Origin of the sequence: Streptomyces sp. NBC_00028 (assembly GCF_045041065.1) — a bacterium.
Lineage (GTDB): Bacteria > Actinomycetota > Actinomycetes > Streptomycetales > Streptomycetaceae > Streptomyces.
In genome coordinates this window covers 5,212,670-5,230,576 of the sequence record NZ_CP108293.1, presented here as the reverse complement: position 1 = coordinate 5,230,576, position 17,907 = coordinate 5,212,670, and the positions used below count along the sequence as shown (strand labels likewise).

14 protein-coding genes and 1 tRNA gene are annotated in these 17,907 nt (G+C 72.3%); 7 read left to right on the top strand and 8 right to left on the bottom strand.

Annotation, left to right across the window (positions count from 1 at the left end; translation table 11 throughout):
* The first annotated feature begins 101 nt into the window (after positions 1–101).
* On the top strand, positions 102–575 hold the full coding sequence (locus OG885_RS23495; RefSeq protein WP_405734706.1) for an SSI family serine proteinase inhibitor: 474 nt from the start codon (positions 102–104) through the stop codon (positions 573–575).
* Positions 576–876: 301 nt separating this feature from the next.
* A complete protein-coding gene (locus tag OG885_RS23490; RefSeq protein ID WP_405734704.1) occupies positions 877–5,091 on the top strand; it encodes a PAS domain-containing protein in 4,215 nt (1,404 codons plus the stop codon).
* 37 nt (positions 5,092–5,128) lie between these two features.
* Here OG885_RS23490 and OG885_RS23485 read toward each other — a convergent pair whose 3' ends face one another.
* The 6 genes from OG885_RS23485 to OG885_RS23460 all read right to left on the bottom strand — a co-directional run bounded on the left by OG885_RS23485 (position 5,129) and on the right by OG885_RS23460 (position 11,097).
* The gene (locus tag OG885_RS23485; RefSeq protein ID WP_405734702.1) at positions 5,129–6,805 is read right to left on the bottom strand and encodes a long-chain fatty acid--CoA ligase; all 1,677 of its coding nucleotides are present in this window, start codon (positions 6,803–6,805) and stop codon (positions 5,129–5,131) included.
* Between the two features lie 172 nt (positions 6,806–6,977).
* Positions 6,978–7,544: a SigE family RNA polymerase sigma factor gene (locus OG885_RS23480; protein WP_399953556.1), complete on the bottom strand. Its 567-nt coding sequence runs from the start codon at positions 7,542–7,544 to the stop codon at positions 6,978–6,980.
* A gap of 241 nt (positions 7,545–7,785) precedes the next feature.
* Positions 7,786–8,952 (bottom strand): lipid-transfer protein, encoded by a 1,167-nt coding sequence (locus OG885_RS23475; RefSeq protein ID WP_405734700.1) that lies wholly within the window; start codon positions 8,950–8,952, stop codon positions 7,786–7,788.
* Positions 8,949–9,461 (bottom strand): MaoC/PaaZ C-terminal domain-containing protein, encoded by a 513-nt coding sequence (locus tag OG885_RS23470; protein ID WP_405734698.1) that lies wholly within the window; start codon positions 9,459–9,461, stop codon positions 8,949–8,951. The genes OG885_RS23475 and OG885_RS23470 overlap by 4 nt, the downstream gene beginning before the upstream one ends.
* Complete coding sequence (locus tag OG885_RS23465; protein WP_405734696.1) at positions 9,448–10,422, bottom strand: bifunctional MaoC family dehydratase N-terminal/OB-fold nucleic acid binding domain-containing protein; 975 nt, start codon at positions 10,420–10,422, stop codon at positions 9,448–9,450. The genes OG885_RS23470 and OG885_RS23465 overlap by 14 nt, the downstream gene beginning before the upstream one ends.
* A 360-nt stretch (positions 10,423–10,782) precedes the next feature.
* Positions 10,783–11,097: a hypothetical protein gene (locus OG885_RS23460; protein ID WP_329337234.1), complete on the bottom strand. Its 315-nt coding sequence runs from the start codon at positions 11,095–11,097 to the stop codon at positions 10,783–10,785.
* A gap of 348 nt (positions 11,098–11,445) precedes the next feature.
* Between OG885_RS23460 and OG885_RS23455 the strand changes: the two genes are divergently transcribed.
* Both OG885_RS23455 and OG885_RS23450 read left to right on the top strand, forming a co-directional pair.
* Positions 11,446–12,381: a bifunctional DNA primase/polymerase gene (locus OG885_RS23455; RefSeq protein WP_405734693.1), complete on the top strand. Its 936-nt coding sequence runs from the start codon at positions 11,446–11,448 to the stop codon at positions 12,379–12,381.
* Between the two features lie 73 nt (positions 12,382–12,454).
* On the top strand, positions 12,455–12,916 hold the full coding sequence (locus OG885_RS23450; protein ID WP_405734691.1) for a hypothetical protein: 462 nt from the start codon (positions 12,455–12,457) through the stop codon (positions 12,914–12,916).
* Between the two features lie 91 nt (positions 12,917–13,007).
* Here OG885_RS23450 and OG885_RS23445 read toward each other — a convergent pair.
* Both OG885_RS23445 and OG885_RS23440 read right to left on the bottom strand, forming a co-directional pair.
* Positions 13,008–13,094 (bottom strand) — tRNA-Ser (locus OG885_RS23445).
* 92 nt (positions 13,095–13,186) lie between these two features.
* Entirely contained in the window at positions 13,187–14,818 is a 1,632-nt protein-coding gene (locus OG885_RS23440) for a trypsin-like peptidase domain-containing protein (RefSeq protein WP_405734689.1), read from the bottom strand.
* Between the two features lie 281 nt (positions 14,819–15,099).
* On the opposite strand from OG885_RS23440, the gene OG885_RS23435 reads away from it, so the two are divergent.
* The 3 genes from OG885_RS23435 to OG885_RS23425 all read left to right on the top strand — a co-directional run bounded on the left by OG885_RS23435 (position 15,100) and on the right by OG885_RS23425 (position 17,802).
* Positions 15,100–15,909 (top strand): glycerophosphodiester phosphodiesterase, encoded by an 810-nt coding sequence (locus OG885_RS23435; protein ID WP_405734687.1) that lies wholly within the window; start codon positions 15,100–15,102, stop codon positions 15,907–15,909.
* A 162-nt stretch (positions 15,910–16,071) separates the two neighbouring features.
* Positions 16,072–16,710 (top strand): ATP-binding protein, encoded by a 639-nt coding sequence (locus OG885_RS23430; RefSeq protein WP_399953532.1) that lies wholly within the window; start codon positions 16,072–16,074, stop codon positions 16,708–16,710.
* A gap of 126 nt (positions 16,711–16,836) precedes the next feature.
* Complete coding sequence (locus OG885_RS23425; RefSeq protein WP_405734685.1) at positions 16,837–17,802, top strand: DUF5926 family protein; 966 nt, start codon at positions 16,837–16,839, stop codon at positions 17,800–17,802.
* Positions 17,803–17,907: the final 105 nt, after the last annotated feature.

The window sequence follows — 17,907 nt, the reverse complement described above, 5'->3', positions numbered from 1 at the left end:
TCGCCTCCCACGGTACTAGGCAGGCGGGCCGCAGGGCAAAGCACTTCTCGCGGTCGACGGCCGTGGCGCAACCGGCCGGGGCGGGCGGCGTTAGTCAGGTCATGTCCCTGTTCCGGAAGTCCCGCGCCCCGCTCGCCCGGCTGCTCGTCGCCGGCGCCTCCTCCCTCGTCGCCGTCGGCTCCCTCGCCGCCGCGCCCGCCGCCGCCCTCGACCTGATGCCACCGCCCACCCGCGACGACCTCGGCACCGGCGACCACCTCACCGTCACCGTCAGGAACGCCGGCCACGGCGAGGACGGGACCTTCGAGCTGTACTGCCATCCCGGTGGCGGCACCCACCCCGACGCCGACCGGGCCTGCGCCGCGCTCGACCGCGGCACCCGCTGGGGGAAGGACGCCTTCGCCCCCGTACCCGACGACAGCGTCTGCACCATGCAGTACGGCGGCCCCGCCACCGCGCATGTCACGGGGACCTGGGCCGGGCGGCCCGTCGAGGCGACGTACGACCGCAGCAACGGGTGCGAGATCGGGCGGTGGGACCGGATGGTGCCGGTGCTGCCCGACCCGCGGTCCTGAAGCGTCCGGCGGCCCCGTAAGTCCCGCGGCGGTACGCGACTGCGTGCACCCGCCGGGTCCGCACAGGCATTTCATGGCGGATTCAGCGAGGGCGTGAACGAACCGCGAAGGTCGCGGGGGACGAAGGAAGAGGTCGCGGGAGTCGGTCACACGTTCTGCGTCACTTCGTCGTGCGACCTCCCTCTCATCCGGGGCCGCGCGCAACCGCAGCCCTTAGACTCCCTCGCGTGACACGCTGCGGGACGGTTGGCAAGATGGCCCGAGCGGTCGGCAAGATGCGGTAACAGGGAGGAAGCGTCTCGTGAGCAGCAGGCCATCCCGAGGCGCTGCTCGCCTCGCAGCCATACTCGACGCGCTGCCCGATGCGTTGGTGCTGGTCAACGCCAACGGGACCGTCGTGAACGCCAACACCATCGCGCTCGAGGCATTCGAGACGCCGGGTACGGCCTTGGTCGGGCGCGGGCTGCTCGATCTGCTGCCCGAGTTCGACTCCAAGCTGATCCCGGGCTCCATGCGGCGGCCCGATCACATGGACCCGGCGGGGCGGACCAAGCCAACCCGGATGATCGCGCGCCGGACCGACGGGTTCGAGTTCCCCGTCGAGGTCACCAGCGCCAATCTGGAGAACGGCCAGCAGGCCTACGACAGCTACGGCTACAGCGGCGACGAACTGCTGATGCTCGTCGTACGCGACCTCACCGGCACCGTCGACACCGAGGCCGAGCTGGCGCGTTCCCAGCGGCAGACCGAGATGATCCTGCGGGCCGCGTCGGAGGGCGTGGTCGGCACCGACACCGACGGGCGGATCGTCCTCGTCAACCCGGCCGCCGCGCAGATACTGGGCTACCGGGCCAGCGACCTCGGCGGGCGCGAGCTGCACGAGCTGATGCTGCACTCCCGCGCCGACGGCACGCCCTTCCCCTACGAGGAGTCCCCGCTCGCCGACACCCTGCGCTCCGGGCGCAAGCACCGGGTGCGCGGGCAGGTGGTGTGGTCGAAGAAGGGCGAGAAGGTCTCCGTCGACCTGACGACCGCGCCGGTGCGCGACGGCGACCAGCTCGTCGGTGCCGTCATGACCTTCACCGACCGGCGGCCCTACGACACCCTCGCCGAGGAGAAGGCCACCGTAGAGAAGCAGCACGCGGACGAGCTGGAGCGGCTCTCCGAGGAGCACGCCTCCGAACTCACCGCGCTGCGCCAGAAGCACGTCACCGAGGTCGAGGAGCTCCAGGAGCGGCACGCGGAGGAACTCGCCGCCGGCGAGGAGCGGTACGCCGCCCTGGGCGAACGGGAGAAGGACCGGTACGAGGCGCTCGCCGGCCGGCACGAGCAGCTGCTGACGCTGCTCGGCGCCTCGCTGCGCGGCCCCCTCGACGAACTCCGCCGCGAACTGGCCGCCCTCGCGGCGGACGACGCGGGGCAGTTGTGGCCCGAGGCCAACCAGGTCCTCCACCACCTCTCCGCCGGGTACTCGCGGATCACCCAGCTCATCGACAACGTCCTCGCCTACCAGCGGCTCGACGCGGGCACCGACGGCGTCCATCGGACGAAGGTGATGCTCGACGCCGTCGTCGCGGCGGGTGTGGAAGGCGCTGTCGAACTCGTCGGGCCCGGACGCGTGCAGTTCGCCGTGCACGCGCCGCCCATCGAGGCCGAGGTCGACCACCAGCTGCTCGCCCGCGCCCTCGCGCACCTCGTGGCCGATGTCGCCGGTGTCGACGCGACGGGCAACGCGCCCGTCTCGGCGGGCGGTTACATGGACAACACGGTCGTGGTCGCCGCCGCCCAGCGCGGCGAGGTCGTACGGATCGAGGTGCGCGGCCCGTACGCCGGGGGAGACCCGGTGCACGAGCCGATCGTGCGCGGGATCGTGCGGGCGCACGGCGGTGTGCTCCAGACGCATGAGGTGCCGGGGATGAGCGGCAGCGCCTACGTCCTCGAAGTGCCGATCGGGGGTGGCGCGGGCGCGGTTGCGGCCGACCCCTCCGCCTCCGGTCCGGCCGCGCTGGAGGCCGCTCCGGAGACCACCGACGCGGGTGGACGGCGCCGGGCGCGGCGGTCGTCCGTCGACGCGTTCCTGGAGAGCGAGGACCTGCCCGTCGACTCCGACGGCTCCGCCGAGGGCCCGGGTGAGGGCGGTGGCGAGAACGGTGGCGGCACCGCTCCGACCGGGCGCCGCAGGAGGCGTACGGCGCAGGAGGCGGAGCCGGTCGCGGCGCAGGCGGGCGTGGAGGCTGGGGACGCGACGGGCGGTACCGGGCGACGGCGGGGGCGGCCTGCCGAGATCGCCGGTGGTGACGGGGGCGCGGCCGCCGTCGCTGGTGCCGGTGTCTCCGAGGGTGCCGTCATGACCGCCGCGGAGCATGCCGCGGGTACCGCGGCCGTGGGCAGTGGGCTGGGCGGGACCGTTCCGCCGCAGGGGGTGCCGCCGCAGGGGGTGTCGGCACAGGGAGTGCCCGCGCCCGCGCAGCATGCGTTGCCGCCCGCGTTGCCCGCGGTGGCGTCCGGGGACGGGGCCGGGGGCGAGGGTCAGCCGACCGGGCGTCGGCGCCGTGCGCTGGCCGCCGCGAACGAGCGTGCGGCCGCGCAGGAGGCAGGCCCGCGTGCGGTGTTCGCCCTGCCGCCCGCGGAGGCGGACCGGGGGCCCGAGAGTGCTGGTGCCGAGGTGCCGGGGCAAGGGGCCGCCGTGCCTTCGCAGGTTCCCGTTCCCGTGCCTGTGCAACAGGCCCCTGTTCAAGCCCCTGTTCAAGCCCCGGCTCAGGCCGTCGTACCACCGCAGGCGTCCGGCGCCCAGGTCGCCGTACACGTTCCCGGGCAGGCCGTGCCCGCGGCCGGGTTCGTCGACGACGGGCGGCACGACGCGGTGCCGCACGACCAGGCCGAGGACCACACTCCGCCGCAGCCGCACCCCGCGAGCGGGCCGACGGGTCGGCGTCGCCGGGCCGTGGGCCAGCCGGCGGAGGCCGCAGGGGCGCCTGCGCCGGGGGTTCCGGTACCGCAGCAGGCGGCCGCGGGGCCCGGCGTCCAGGTGACGGCGGCTCCGGACCAGTCGGTTCCGGCTCAGCCGGTGCCGGCGCAGGGTATTGCCCCTGGCGTGTCGGTGCCGGCCCAGAACGCCACCGGCCAGACCGCGTTGCCCGCCCAGGCCCAGGCTCCGGCTCCGCCCGCGGCTGTCGCTCCCGCGCAGCCGCTTCCGGCCGAGGCCGCACCGCAGCCCTGGCCCGCCGCCGACGCTGCCGACGGCACGGCTGGTGCCGAGGCCGCCGCGCAGTCCGCCGGTACCCCGGCGCCCGGGACGCCGTTGCCGCCCGAGGCCGTCGCCGGTACGGCTCCGGCGCCGTCGCGTACCGCTCAGCCGTTGCCCGCCGAGGCTGCCGCGCCCGTCGACCCGAACTCCACGCAGGGGCGGGCGATCAGTGTGCGGACGCTGGGGCAGGGCGTGCCGTTCACCCGGCAGGCGGCCCAGGTGCAGCAGCCGCAGACGTCGGCGACGCCCGCGCCGCATCAGCCGGGAGGTTCCGGCCGGCGCCGCAAGCTCGGTACCCCGCCCGACCCGGCCGCGGGCCGTCCGCACCCCACCCCGGAGGCCCCCGCGCCCGCACCGGCGCCCGCGGTACCGCAGCCGTCGCTCGCCGGGCAGTCGCGGCTCGCGCAGATGACCGAGGGCACCGGACGGTCGTACGCCATAGGAGCGCCGGACGAGAACGCTGCCGAGGGTCCCGAGCCGCTGGACGGGCCGGGCGGGGCGGTGGAGGTCGCCGATCCGCCGCGGCCGCAGCCGATGGACGACGAACTGCCGCCGGAGCCGCTGGACAACCCGCGTCGGCTGCTGGTGTGGCCCGCGCCGGACGTGACGACCCAGCAGGCGCTGAGCGACCGCGGGTACCGGCCGGTCATCGTGCACTCGCGCGAGGAGGTCGACGCGCAGATCGCCGCCTTCCCGGCCGCGCTGTTCGTGGACCCGCTGACCGGGCCGATCACCCGGACCGCACTCCAGTCGCTGCGGGAGGCCGCCGTCACGGCGCAGGTGCCGGTGATGGTGACCGCGGGGCTCGGACAGGCGACACGCGAGGCGGCGTACGGCGCCGATCCCGCCGTACTCCTGAAGGCGCTCGCGCCGCGGGACAGCGAGCAGCATCCGCCGCGGGTGCTGCTCATCGAGGAGCACGCCGAGATCGCCCTCGCCCTGACGGCGACGCTGGAGCGGCGGGGGATGCAGGTGGCGCGGGCCGCGAGCGACGCCGACGCGGTGACGCTGGCCGGGCAGTTCCGGCCGAACCTGGTGGTGATGGACCTGTTGCAGGTGCATCGGCGCCAGGCCGGGATCGTGGACTGGCTGCGGGCGAACGGGCAGCTCAACCGCACCCCGCTCGTCGTCTACACCGCCGCCGTCGACCAGGCGGACCTGCCGCGGCTGGCGTCCGGGGAGACGGTGCTGTTCCTGGCGGAGCGGTCGACCAGCGCCGAGGTGCAGGCCCGGATCGTGGACCTGCTGGCACGGATCGGCACCAACTGAGCCGCCTTGTGGGCCAGTTGGTGCCGACAGGCGCCTTCTAGAGCTTGGTGACGTCCAGGGTGCCCTCCGCGTATTGCTTGCGGATCACCTTCTTGTCGAACTTGCCCACGCTCGTCTTCGGCACCGACTCGATGATCGTCCAGCGCTCCGGGAGCTGCCACTTGGCGATGTGGCCCTCGTCGGCGAGGAAGGCGCGGAGCGTCTCGAAGGTCGCGGCGGAGCCCTCGCGCAGGACGACGGTGGCCAGCGGGCGCTCGCCCCACTTCTCGTCGGGGACGGCCACCACGGCGGCCTCGGTGACGTCCGGGTGGGACATCAGCGCGTTCTCCAGCTCCACCGAGGAGATCCACTCGCCACCGGACTTGATGACGTCCTTGGCACGGTCGGTGAGGGTGAGGAAGCCGTCGGGGGAGATGGTGCCGACGTCGCCGGTCTTCAGCCAGCCGTCCTCGCTGAACTTGTCGGCGGGGCGCAGCGGTTCGGCGTCCGGGCCGTTGTAGTACGCCCCCGCGATCCAGTTGCCGCGGACTTCCAGTTCACCGGCCGATTCGCCGTCCCAGGGCAGGCGCTCGCCGCCGGGGCCGGTGAGACGGGCCTCGACGCCGGCCGGGAAACGGCCCTGGGTGAGCCGGTACGCGAACTCCTCGGGCGTGCCCACCGCATGGGCCGGCGGGCGGGCGATGGTGCCGAGCGGGGAGGTCTCCGTCATGCCCCAGGCGTGGCAGACCCGCATGCCCAGCTTGTCGAACGCCTCCATGAGGGAGGGCGGACAGGCGGAGCCGCCGATGGTGACCTGACCGAGGGAGGACACGTCCCGCGGCTTGGCGGTCAGCTCGGCGAGCAGCCCCTGCCAGATGGTGGGCACGGCGGCCGCGTGGGTCGGCTTCTCGCGCTCGATCATCTCGGCGAGCGGCGCGGGCTGCAGGAAGCGGTCCGGCATCAGCAGGTTCACGCCGGTCATGAAGGTGGCGTGCGGCAGACCCCAGGCGTTCACGTGGAACTGGGGCACCACGACGAGCGAGGTGTCCTGGTCCGTCAGCCCCATCGACTGGGCCATGTTGACCTGCATGGAGTGCAGGTAGATCGAACGGTGGCTGTACACCACGCCCTTGGGGTCGCCCGTGGTGCCGGAGGTGTAGCACATGGCGGCGGCCTGGCGTTCGTCCAGCTCGGGCCAGTCGTAGGTCGTCGGCTTGGCGGCGATCAGCTCCTCGTACTCGTGCACGCGCGCGTGGGAGCCGTCGAGGAGGGAACGGTCGCCGGGGCCGGTCACGACCACGTGCTCCACCGTCTTCAGGTGCGGGAGCAGCGGGGCGAGCAGCGGGAGCAGCGAGCCGTTGGCGATGACCACCCGGTCGGCCGCGTGGTTGACGATCCACACCAGCTGCTCGGCCGGGAGCCGGAGGTTCAGCGTGTGCAGGATCGCGCCCATGGAGGGGATCGCGAAGTAGGCCTCGACATGCTCGGCGTTGTTCCAGGCGAGCGTCGCGACCCGCTCGTCGGCGGCGACACCCAGGTCGTCATGGAGCGCGTGCGCCAGCTGGGCCGCTCGGGTGCCGATCTCGGCGAAGGAGCGACGGTGCGGCTCGCTCTCACCGGTCCAGGTGGTCACCTGTGATGCCCCGTGGATCGTCGACCCATGGGTCAGGATCCTTGAGATCAGCAGCGGTACGTCCTGCATGGTGCTCAGCACGGCGTCCTCCCGGGGCGACATTGCCTACGCGGTAGTAAGGGTTGGGCTGATTCTGCTCACATACCGCTTGGTATGTCACTAGGCCGCGGTGATCGATCACGTCACGTTGCGTTCACAGCGGGCGGGGGGTACCGGGGAGGCCGGCACCGAGGAGATCCCGCGTCGGGGCCGAGGAGAGTCCGCCGCGAGCCCGCTATCGCACCAGGCCCAGCTCCGGGTCCTCGCGCAGCTTGCCCAGGGCCCGCGACACCGCCGACTTCACGGTCCCCACCGACACCCCGAGCACCTCCGCCGTCTGTACCTCGCTCAGATCCTCGTAATACCTGAGGACGACCATCGCCCGCTGCCGGGCCGGCAGCTTCATGATCGCCCGCCACATCGCGTCGTGCAGCGCCTGCTGCTCGGCCGGGTCGTCCCCGCCGGGCAGCGGCTCGGGCTCCGGGATCTCGTCCGTCGCGAACTCGTCCACCTTGCGCTTGCGCCACTGCGAGGTGCGCGTGTTCAGCAGCGCCCGGCGCACATAGCCGTCCAGCGCGCGGTGGTCCTCGATCCGCTCCCAGGCGACGTACGTCTTGGTGAGCGCGGTCTGCAGCAGGTCCTCCGCGTCGCTCGGGTTCGCGGTCAGCGACCGGGCGGTACGCAGCAGCACCGGCTGGCGTGCCTTCACGTACGACGAGAAGGAGGGGTACGTCACATGCGGGCGGGTCTGCCTCGCCGGTACTGCGGCGTCCGAAGCGCTGGTGCAGACGGGTGTGGTCATGGCTCCACGCTAGGAGCGAGGGGGCCTCCCGCTCATCGGCCGCAGGTCCCGAAGACGACTCCGCCTCAGGTTGTAGGGGTGGGGGTGGCTCCACCTCCTGAGGGTGGACGAGGGCCCGGGAACTACTGCGGGATGACCCCTGGGGGTCGTCCACCGGAGGCAGTCGTCGAAGGCGATCGGAGGCATCCGACGGGGCTCGGCCGGGCCCGGCACGGATGATCCCGGCCGGGCCCGGCCGGGATCATCCGTCCGCCGTGAGCACCAGCCCCGACGTCGGCACTCCCGTCCCCGCCGTCACCAGGACCCGGCGGGCCGAGGGTATGGGGTTCACGGCCGTCCCCCTGATCTGACGCACGCCCTCCGCCATTCCGTTCATCCCGTGCAGATACGCCTCCCCCAGTTGCCCCCCGTGGGTGTTCAGCGGCAGCCGCCCCTCGGCCACGAAGTCCGCCGCCTCCCCCTTCCCGCAGAACCCGAACTCCTCCAGCTGCATCAGCACGAACGGTGTGAAGTGGTCGTACAGGATCCCCACGTCGATGTCGGCCGGCGTGAGCCCCGACGTCCGCCACAGCTGGCGGGCCACCACGCCCATCTCCGGCAGGCCGGCCAGGTCGTCGCGGTAGAAGCTGGTCATCTGCTCCTGGGCCCGGCCCGCCCCCTGAGCTGCGGCTGCCACGACGGCGGGCGGATTCGGCAGGTCCCGCGCCCGCTCCAGCGAGGTGACGACCAGGGCCTGGCCGCCGTCCGTCTCCTGACAGCAGTCGAGGAGGCGGAGCGGCTCCACGATCCAGCGCGAGGCGGTGTGCTCGGCGAGGGTGATGGGGCGGCCGTGGAAGTAGGCCGCCGGGTTGGTCGCCGCGTGTCTGCGCGCGGTGACGGCCACCTGCCCGAAGGCCTCCGGGGTCAGGCCGTACAGGTGCAGATAGCGCTGGGCCGCCATCGCCACCCAGGACGCCGGGGTGAGCAGCCCGAACGGCAGGGACCAGCCGAGCGCGACCCCCTCCGCCGACGGCTCCCGGTGCTGCACCCCGGAGCCGAAGCGACGCCCCGAACGCTCGTTGAAGGCGCGGTAGCAGACCACCACCTCCGCGACGCCCGTCGCTACCGCCAGCGCCGCCTGCTGGACGGTCGCGCAGGCCGCGCCGCCGCCGTAGTGGACGCGGGAGAAGAAGGACAGCTCACCGATGCCGCAGGCCTGGGCGACGGTGATCTCGGGGCTGGTGTCCATCGTGAACGTCACCATCCCGTCCACGTCGGCGGCAGTCAGCCCGGCGTCCTCCAGCGCCGCCCGCACCGCCTCGGCGGCCAGGCTCAGCTCGCTGCGCCCGGATTTCTTGGAGAACTCGGTGGCCCCGACACCGACGATCGCCGCCCGCCCGCCGAGGGAGTCCCGCGTCCGCACACTCATCCGGCACCTCCTGCGGGGGCGGTCGCTTCCGAGGGCACGTCCGCTGTCGAGGGCACCGCGGCCGTCGAGGGCACGGCTGTCGAAGGGGCGTCGGCCGCCGAGGGCGCGTCCCCTGTCGAGGGGACCGTGACCGTCACCGTCCCCGTGACGTGTCTGCCGATGCCGTTGTCCCCGGTCACGCGGACCGTCGCCGTGTCGCCGTCCGCCTCCTCGGTGACCTCCTCGACCTCGCCTCTCAACACCATCGTGTCTCCGGGGTAGTTGGGGGCGCCCAGCCGGATGGCCACGCGACGCAGGACGGCCGTCGGTCCGAAGTGGTCGGTGATGTAGCGGCCGACCAGGCCGTTGGTGGTCAGGATGTTCATGAAGATGTCGGGGGAGCCCTTCTGCCGGGCCAGTTCGGCGTCGTGGTGCACGTCCTGGTAGTCGCGGGAGGCGATGGCCCCGGCGACGACGAGCGTGCGGGTCACCGGGATCTCCAACGGCGGTAGCTGCTCACCGGGCCGCACGGGGGCCTCCCCCGACGGCGACGCGTTCTTCCTCGGCCCGGAAGACCGGCAGCACCAACTCCTCGTCGTACGCCTTGAATTCGAGCCGCACCGGCATACCGATCCGCACCTCTTCGTACGGCACCCCGATCACGTTGCTGATCATTCGCACGCCTTCCGTGAGCTCTATCAGCGCGACCGCGTAAGGAGGGTCGAAGGCCGGGAAGGGCGGGTGATGCATGACGACGTAGGAGTAGACCTGACCCGCACCGCTCGCCTCGACCGTGTCCCACCCCGGGTGTCCGCAGGTGGCGCAGCCGGGCAGCCACGGATGGCGCAGGGTGGAGCAGCCGGTGCAGCGCTGGATCAGGAGACGCCGCTCGCGGACGCCCTCCCAGAAGCCGGCGTTGTCACGGTTGACGACGGGGCGTGGACGCGGGGGCTTCTCCCGCTCGGGTTCCTCTCGCGGTGGGCCCTCCCTCCGATGTGCCGGTGCGTACTTGAGGATGCGGAAGCGGTGGGTGCCGGCCAGGTCGGGGCCGACGTGGAGGTCCATGCGGGTCGTGACGAAGTAGCCCGTGCCGAGTTTTGTCGTCTTGCGGTCCGACACGGACTCGATGACGGCGTCGAACGTGATCTCGTCACCGGGGCGCAAAGCGCGGACGTACTCCTGCTCGCAGTCCGTGGCGACGACCGAGGTGCAGCCCGACTCGTCGAGGAGGGTGAGCAGTTCGTCGTACGCCGAGGAGCGGCCCGAGTGACCGGAGAGGCCGCCCATCGTCCACGCCTGGAGCATCGTGGGGGGCGCTATGGCGTCGGGGCCGGTGTACGCCGGGTTGGTGTCGCCCATGGCCTCGCACCAGTGCCGGATCATCGGCGCGTTGACAGGGTCCTTCCCGGTGGCGGAGACGGCGGCGGTCCGGCCCTCGTACGCCTTCAGTCGCCTGCCCAACTCGTCGCTCACCCGCGGCTCGTGCGCCATGAACCTCAGCCTCCCCCTCTGCCTTCCTCTGTCTTCCTCTGTCTCGCTCTGTCTTCCGCGACCCTGTCGTCCCGCCCGTCGCGTTCTGTCATTTCTGGTACACCGCAGCCGCCGCCCGGGTTCCCACCACCCGGCCACGAACTTCGAGAAGATTTCTGACTGTCCGTCAGATAGTCGGAGCTGTCAAGGTCATGCGAAAACGGCTGCGCGGCGGCACCGAAGCACCGCCGCGCAGCCGCACGACCACCCCTTTGAGCACACCCGGCGGATCAGGCCGGCCGACCCCCCGGTCCACCGGCCCTCCCCTCGGCTCACCCCCTCAGGCCACCCCCCGGCACACCCCCTCGGTTCACCCCGGGCTCACCACCACAGCGGTGTGAAATTGATGGACGTGTTGTCGTTGCCCTGATTGATGGCCGTGAACGCGGAGCCGTTGACCTGCGCGGTGTTGCTCTGGTTCGAGGCGCCGGAGCCGACCGCGTTCTGCTGCGTGGTGGACGAGTTGCCGTTGTTGGCGCCGCCGACCCCGCTGCCGACGACGCTCGCGACACCCGCGTTCGATCCGTCGTCCGCGAAGCCGCCGTTGTCCGCCGTCGCGACGCCGGTGAACAGAGCCGCGGCGAGCGGAAGGGCGGAGACGGCGGCGATAACGCGGGCGGTACGGATGCTTGCCATGTTCTTCCTCCAGAACCCGGCTGCTTGAGCCGGAAATACGTCAAGTAAGCCTGTTACCAGGACAGTTGGCCGACCGCCCCGGTGTCGTTCACGACGTCGCGAGACCAGAGTTGCCCACCGAATCCCCGGCGAACCACCCCGGAAGCCACCATTCCCCCTCAAGCGTGAGGACAAGTCGATAAACCCCTTTCGCGATCTAAGGCATCGGACCAGCCCTCTCCGGGCATCTCCACCCCAAGCGCCGCAAGAGGTGAAGCGTTCCGGCACCTTTCCGGCCAATCCGCCCCGCCCGGCGAGTCGCCGCCGAACTCCCTTCCCTTTTTCGAACACCCGTACGAAAATGGAGTCATGGCCACCACAGACCGGCAGGCCACGACGCTGGCCCTCGCACACGCCCTGTCCGCCGCCGAGCGCGGACTGGCTGTCATCCCCCTGTCCCGGACCAAGCTCCCGGCGCTGCGTTCGCCGCACCGCGACGGCACCGCGAACCTCGAAATCCCAGCCCCCGCGACCCCAGGAGCGCCGACCCCCGCGACCCCGGAGGCCGCGCCGGGCCCGCCCTGCCACGGCGAGTGCGGCCGCTTCGGGCACGGGGTCTACGACGCCGCCACCGACCCGTCCCGCATCCGAGAACTCTTCGCCGCGGCCCCCTGGGCGACCGGCTACGGCATCGCCTGCGGCCTCCCGCCCCACCATCTGATCGGCGTCGACCTCGACACGAAAACCGGTACGGACTCCTCGACGGCCCTGCGCGAACTGGCCCTGCGCCACCTCTTCACGATCCCGGCCACGGTGGTCGTCCTGACCCCGAGCGGCGGCCGCCATCTGTGGCTGAGCGGCCCGCCCGACGTGGTCGTCCCCAACTCCGCGGGGCGGCTGGCGCCCGGCATCGACATCCGCGGCGCCGGCGGCTATCTCGTCGGCCCCGGTTCCCGCACCGACCACGGCGTGTACGCGACAGCCCCCGGCACGGCGCACCTCGCGCCCGCGGCCTGCCCGCCGGCCCTGCTGCGCCTCCTGCTCCCGCCGCCCCGCACCACCCACCACCCCACGCCCGCGTCGACCGGCGACCACGGGCAGGGCCTGGTGCAGTTCGTCCTGGCCGCGCACGAGGGCCAGCGCAACACCCGCCTGTTCTGGGCGGCCTGCCGTGCCTACGAGGACGGCATCGGCCCCGCCCTCCTGGACCCCCTCGTCGAGGCGGCCCTCAACACCGGCCTGTCCGAACGCGAGGCCCGCGCCACGATCGCGTCGGCGGCACGCATGACGGGGCACCGCCCGTGAGGACGGATGCCGCGGCACCACGTACAGCACCATCCACGGGAGCACGATGCGCCACCGTCCCGGAGTGCCGACCATGGCCCTGGCACGCCTCACCCTCGCCTCGGGCCGCAGTGTCGTCCTCGCCGAACTGCGGCTCTCCTCGACGTACGGCGAACTGCCCGAGGGCTATCCGTGCCGACCGGTCAACGAGGTGAGGATCCAGGGCCTGTTGCACTCGGCCGCACACGCCTACCCGACCGCTCCCCTCCACCTCCTCCCGCCGCCGCGCGAGTACCCCGACCAGTACGCGGGTGCCCACGGCCCGGTCGAGATGCTCCCGCCGGTGGCCTGTGTCGGCGCCTTCCGCTCCACGGCCCTGGACCCGTCCCACGACCCGGTCCTGTACCGCTCCCGGCTCACCGTCGTCTGGTTCCAGTCGACGACCTTCGTGCCCTCGGGCTGCGACGCCGAGGAGGCCCTCCGGGACGTGGCCTGGGACGAACTGGCCCAGGACCACGCCCTACAGGACCCGCCGCTCACGCCGGGACGAAGGTGAAGGGCGCGGCCGGGCCGCTGGCGCCCCGGGGACGCGCGGTGAGAACGCCGAAGGGGTGTCTCTCCTGGAGAGACACCCCTTCGAACACATGCGGTGGGTGTGGGATTTGAACCCACGGTGACATCGCTGCCACGACGGTTTTCAAGACCGTTCCCTTAGGCCACTCGGGCAACCCACCCCGCGCCACCGCTCGTCGACCGGCGGCGCGGGGACAAGAGTAACCGGTGCCCACGCGCGCGTGGGGTCAGCGGTACGGCCGCGCGCGTGAGGTCAGCTGTCGCCCTCGCGGGAGCCCAGGGTGAGCTCCACCGTGCTGGTCTTGCCGTCACGCTCGTAGGTGATCTTGACCTTGTCGCCGGGCTGGTGGGTCCAGATCTCGCCGATGAGGGTCGGGCCGGAGTCGATTACGTGGTCGTCGAGCTTGGTGATGACATCGCCGGGCTTCAGACCGGCCTTGTCGGCCGGGCCGCCGGACTCGACGGCGTCGGAGCCGCTGGCGCCCTGCTCGGTGATCTTCGCGCCGCCGCTGGAGTCCTCCAGGGAGACCGACGCGCCGATCTTGGCGTAGACCGGCTTGCCGGTCTTGATGAGCTGCTGGGCGACGTACTTGGCCTGGTTGATCGGGATGGCGAAGCCGAGGCCGATCGAGCCGGACTGGCTGCTGCCGCCGAGGCCGCCGCTGCTCGTCGACTGGATCGCCGAGTTGATGCCGATCACGTTGCCCTGGGCGTCCAGCAGCGGGCCGCCCGAGTTGCCGGGGTTGATCGAGGCGTCCGTCTGGAGGGCGCTCATGTAGGAGGCGTTCGAGCCCGTGCCGTCACTGGAGGCCACCGGGCGGTTCTTGGCGCTGATGATGCCGGTGGTGACCGTGTTGGACAGGCCGAAGGGGGCGCCGATGGCGATGGTCGAGTCGCCGACCGCCACCTTGTCGGAGTTGCCGAGCGTCAGCGGCTTCAGGTCGCCCGGCGCGTTCTTGAGCTTGATCACCGCGACGTCGTAGCCCTGTGCGTGGCCGACGACCTCGGCGTCGTACTTCTTGCCGTTCGGGAAGGTCGCGGTCAGCTTGCCGCCGTCCACCGCGTCCGCCACCACGTGGTTGTTGGTGAGGATGTGGCCCTCGCGGTCGAAGACGAAGCCGGTGCCGGTGCCGCCCTCGCCGCTGCTCGACTCGGCCTCGATGGTCACCGTGCTCGGCAGGGCCGCTGCGGCCACGCCCGCGACCGTGCCCGCGTCGCGCTTGACGTCTCCGCCGCTGTCCGAGGCGGCGACGGTCGTCGACGAGGTGTTGTCGTCGTTCTTGGCCAGGGTGTAGCCGAGGCCGCCGCCCAGGCCGCCCGCGACCAGGGCCGCGATCAGGACAGCAGCCATCAGACCGCCGCGTCCGCGCCCCGACTTGGGGGCGGGCTGCTGGTAGGAGGCGCCCCAGCCATCGGCGCCGGCGCCACCGGAGCCGCTGTCGGCGTACGCCGGGGTGGCGGGCGGCGGAGGCGGCCAGGAGGCGTCCGCGGCCTGCGGGGCCTGGCCCTGGACGCCGTAGCCGGGCGCCTGCTGGCCCGGAGCGCCCTCGCCCTGCCCGCCATAACCAGGACCCTGCTGGCCCGGCGCGCCATACCCGGAGGCCTGGCCCGGAGTGCCCTCACCCGGTGAGCCCGGCTGGGCCTGCGCGCCCTGCGGGCCGCTCGATCCCGCCGACGCGTAGGCCGGCGTCTGGCCCGCGTGCACCAGCTCCTGCTCCGGCGCGCCGGGGGCGTGCGGAGGCGTCGTGGGGAGCGGGGTCGTCGGGGCGCCGCTGTCGGGCGCGCTCGCCTGCGGGGAGGCCGGGGAGGCTGCGGGGGAATCCACCGGCACGGGAGGTGCGGACGGGGCCGGGGGTACGGCAGTGCCCTCGTTCTCGGTGCTCACAGCTTGTCTCCTCGATCCACGGCTGTTGTCCTAAGGTCGCACTCGGTCACGCTCGTTCACGCTTGCCGACGGTCCGGCGCGATGCAGCTGTGCATGTGCTTTTGTATGCCGTCAGCTTTTCCCACAGGACGTCAGAGCACCATAAGCGGTGCCTGTGGGTCTGCGACCATCCTTTATATGGGACCTTCCAGACGAAACGGTCGCATCTCGGCGCTCGCTCCTCGTCCGATCGTCGCCCACCTCGTGCGACGCGTACCCCGCAGCGGTGGCACCATGACGCGGTGACCCACGCACGGCAGCACAGCATTCAGGTCGTAGCCCACCGCGGAGCCTCCGAAGAGGCCCCCGAGCACACTCTGGCCGCGTACAAGAAGGCGATCGAGGACGGCGCCGACGCCCTCGAGTGCGATGTGCGCCTGACGGCCGACGGCCATCTCGTCTGCGTCCACGACCGACGCGTCAACCGCACGTCCAACGGGCGCGGGGCGGTCTCCGCCCTGGAGCTGGCCGAGCTGGCCACCCTGGACTTCGGCTCCTGGAAGAACCGGGACGAGGAGCCGGACTGGGAACACCGCCCCGAGGACCGCGAGGAGACCTCCGTACTCACCCTGGAGCGGCTCCTCGAACTCGTCGCGGACGCGGGCAGGCGGGTGGAACTGGCCATCGAGACCAAGCACCCCACGCGATGGGCCGGTCAGGTGGAGGAGCGGCTGCTGGTGCTGCTGAAGCGGTTCGGGCTGGAGGCCCCCGCCACGGCGGCCGACTCCCCGGTGCGGATCATGAGCTTCTCCGCCCGGTCGCTGGCACGCGTGCGTGCCGCCTCGCCGGCGCTGCCGACGGTCTACCTGATGCAGTTCGTCTCGCCCCGCCTCAGGGACGGCCGGCTTCCAGCGGGGGTGCGGATCGCGGGCCCCTCGATCCGGATCGTGCGCAATCACCCGGCCTACATCGAGCGGCTCAAACGAGCCGGCCACCAGGTCCACGTGTGGACGGTGAACGAGCCCGAGGACGTCGATCTCTGCGTCGAGCTGGGCATCGACGCCATCATCACCAACCGGCCCCGCGCGGTACTGCGCCGACTGGGGCGATGACCGGTCCGACTCCTGACGGTGACTCACTGGTAAAGACCTGTGAAGAAACCTTGACCCCACGAGTTGACTGAAGCATCTTCGGTCTCGGCCAAATCGCCGAAATCCGGCCATCCGATTACAGGGAGTGCACCGGCGCGTTCGGTCCGTGTTCGATCGCGGCGAATGCGTCGGCGGACCTGGATTGGCCGGTTTCCGGTACAGGCCAATGGGGCATCCACACCGTGGCGTGGGGCAAAGGAGGTCTCGGGGGTGGCGTTGGTGGTGGCACAGGAGGTGCCCACGTCGTCGAGCATGGCCGTACCCCATGGCCCTGCGGGCGTGGGGGAAGCAAGACACCGGATGCGTTCTCAGCTACGGACGGGCGGTGTGTCGGAAACGGTCATCGACGACGCCGTACTGATCCTTTCCGAACTCTTGAGCAATGCGTGCAAACACGGCCGGCCGCTGGGCGACGCCCTGGCCGGGGACGGCGACGTCCGCGCCGCGTGGCGCGTGGAGCCGAGCGGCAGACTCACGGTCGAGGTGACGGACGGGGGCGGGCCCACCCGCCCTGCTCCGGCCACGCCCTCGGTCACCGCGCACGGCGGCCGCGGGCTCAACATCATCACCGCGCTCTCCGACGACTGGGGCGTCCGGGACGACGCCCGCGGCGAGATCACGGTGTGGGTGGTCGTGCACGACGACGTTCATGATCCGGACGCCGGTCACCGCAGGGACGACTTCGCTACGCGCGTCACAGCCCCCTCGGTGTCGTCCATGCCCGACCTGGACTTCGCGGACGCCTTCACCGACCTCGACTGAGGGCCGGGGCTCGCCGCACCGGGGCGACCCGGCACATCGGCACGTTGTCCACAGGCTCCCGTCGCGCATGGCGTGAACGGCTAGGCTCCCGCCGTACGAGACGAGCCGTAACCGGGAGACCCCACGATGGCCAAGAAGCGACCCCAGACGAAGGCCCAGCGCCCTCAGATCGCCGACGGGGAGGTCCCGGTCGTCGGTGCCCGTGAGCCCTGCCCCTGCGGCAGCGGCCGCCGCTACAAGGCGTGTCACGGCCGGGCCGCCGCGCACGCGGTGACCGAGCTGGTGCAGCGCCCGTTCGAGGGCCTGGCCGGTGAGGGCGACTGGGTGGCCCTGCGCGAGCTGGTGCCGGCCGCCACGGTCGAGCTGCCCCTGAAGGGCGGCCTCCCCGAGGGCGTCCCGTCGGTCACCCTGGCCACGGTCCTGCCGATGGCCTGGCCGGCGCTGCGCCGCGACGACGGCTCGGTCCTGCTGGGCCTGCAGAACGACACGGCGTCCGGGGACATCAGCCGCGACCTCGCCGACACCCTCCAGCGTGCGCTCACCGCCGACCCTGGCACCCCGGTGCAGGGCCGCCGCGCCCCCGCCGACGGTCCACGGCTGCAGGATCTCCTCGACCCCGAAGGCGTGTTCGAGCCAGTCGTGCACGAGGGCTTCGAGTTCTGGGTCCCGGACGCGGAGAACGCCACCCCGGAGGTGACCGCCTCCCTGGAGCGGGCCAACGCCGCGGCCATCCCGACCGCGAAGCTCCAGGGTGTGGACGCCGCCTACTGGTGCGAGACGCCGGAGAAGAACCACCTGCGCTGGGTCATGCCGTACGGCGAGGAGCAGCTTCTGGACGCCCTAGCGCGACTGCACGCGGCCGGGAGGTCCAGCCTCGGCGAGGGCACCCGGCTGGTCGGTTCCTTCCGCGCCCACGGCCTGACCGTGCCGGTCTGGGACCTGCCGAGCGGGGTCTCGGCGGACGACGTGGAGAAGCCGGCGGCCGAGTTCGCCGAGCGGCTCACCGCCGCCCTGGCCTCGGACGCGCCGCTCACCGCGGACGAGCGTCGCGCGCGGGGCGGCCTGACCAACCGACAGGTGACTCTCAGCTGACATACAGGTTCGAGACCGGACAGCGGCTGACCGGTCGGTCAGCTGCTCCGGCACTCGAGGATCGCTGGGAACGGATCACAACTCCCGTCCGGACCAAGTGAGTCG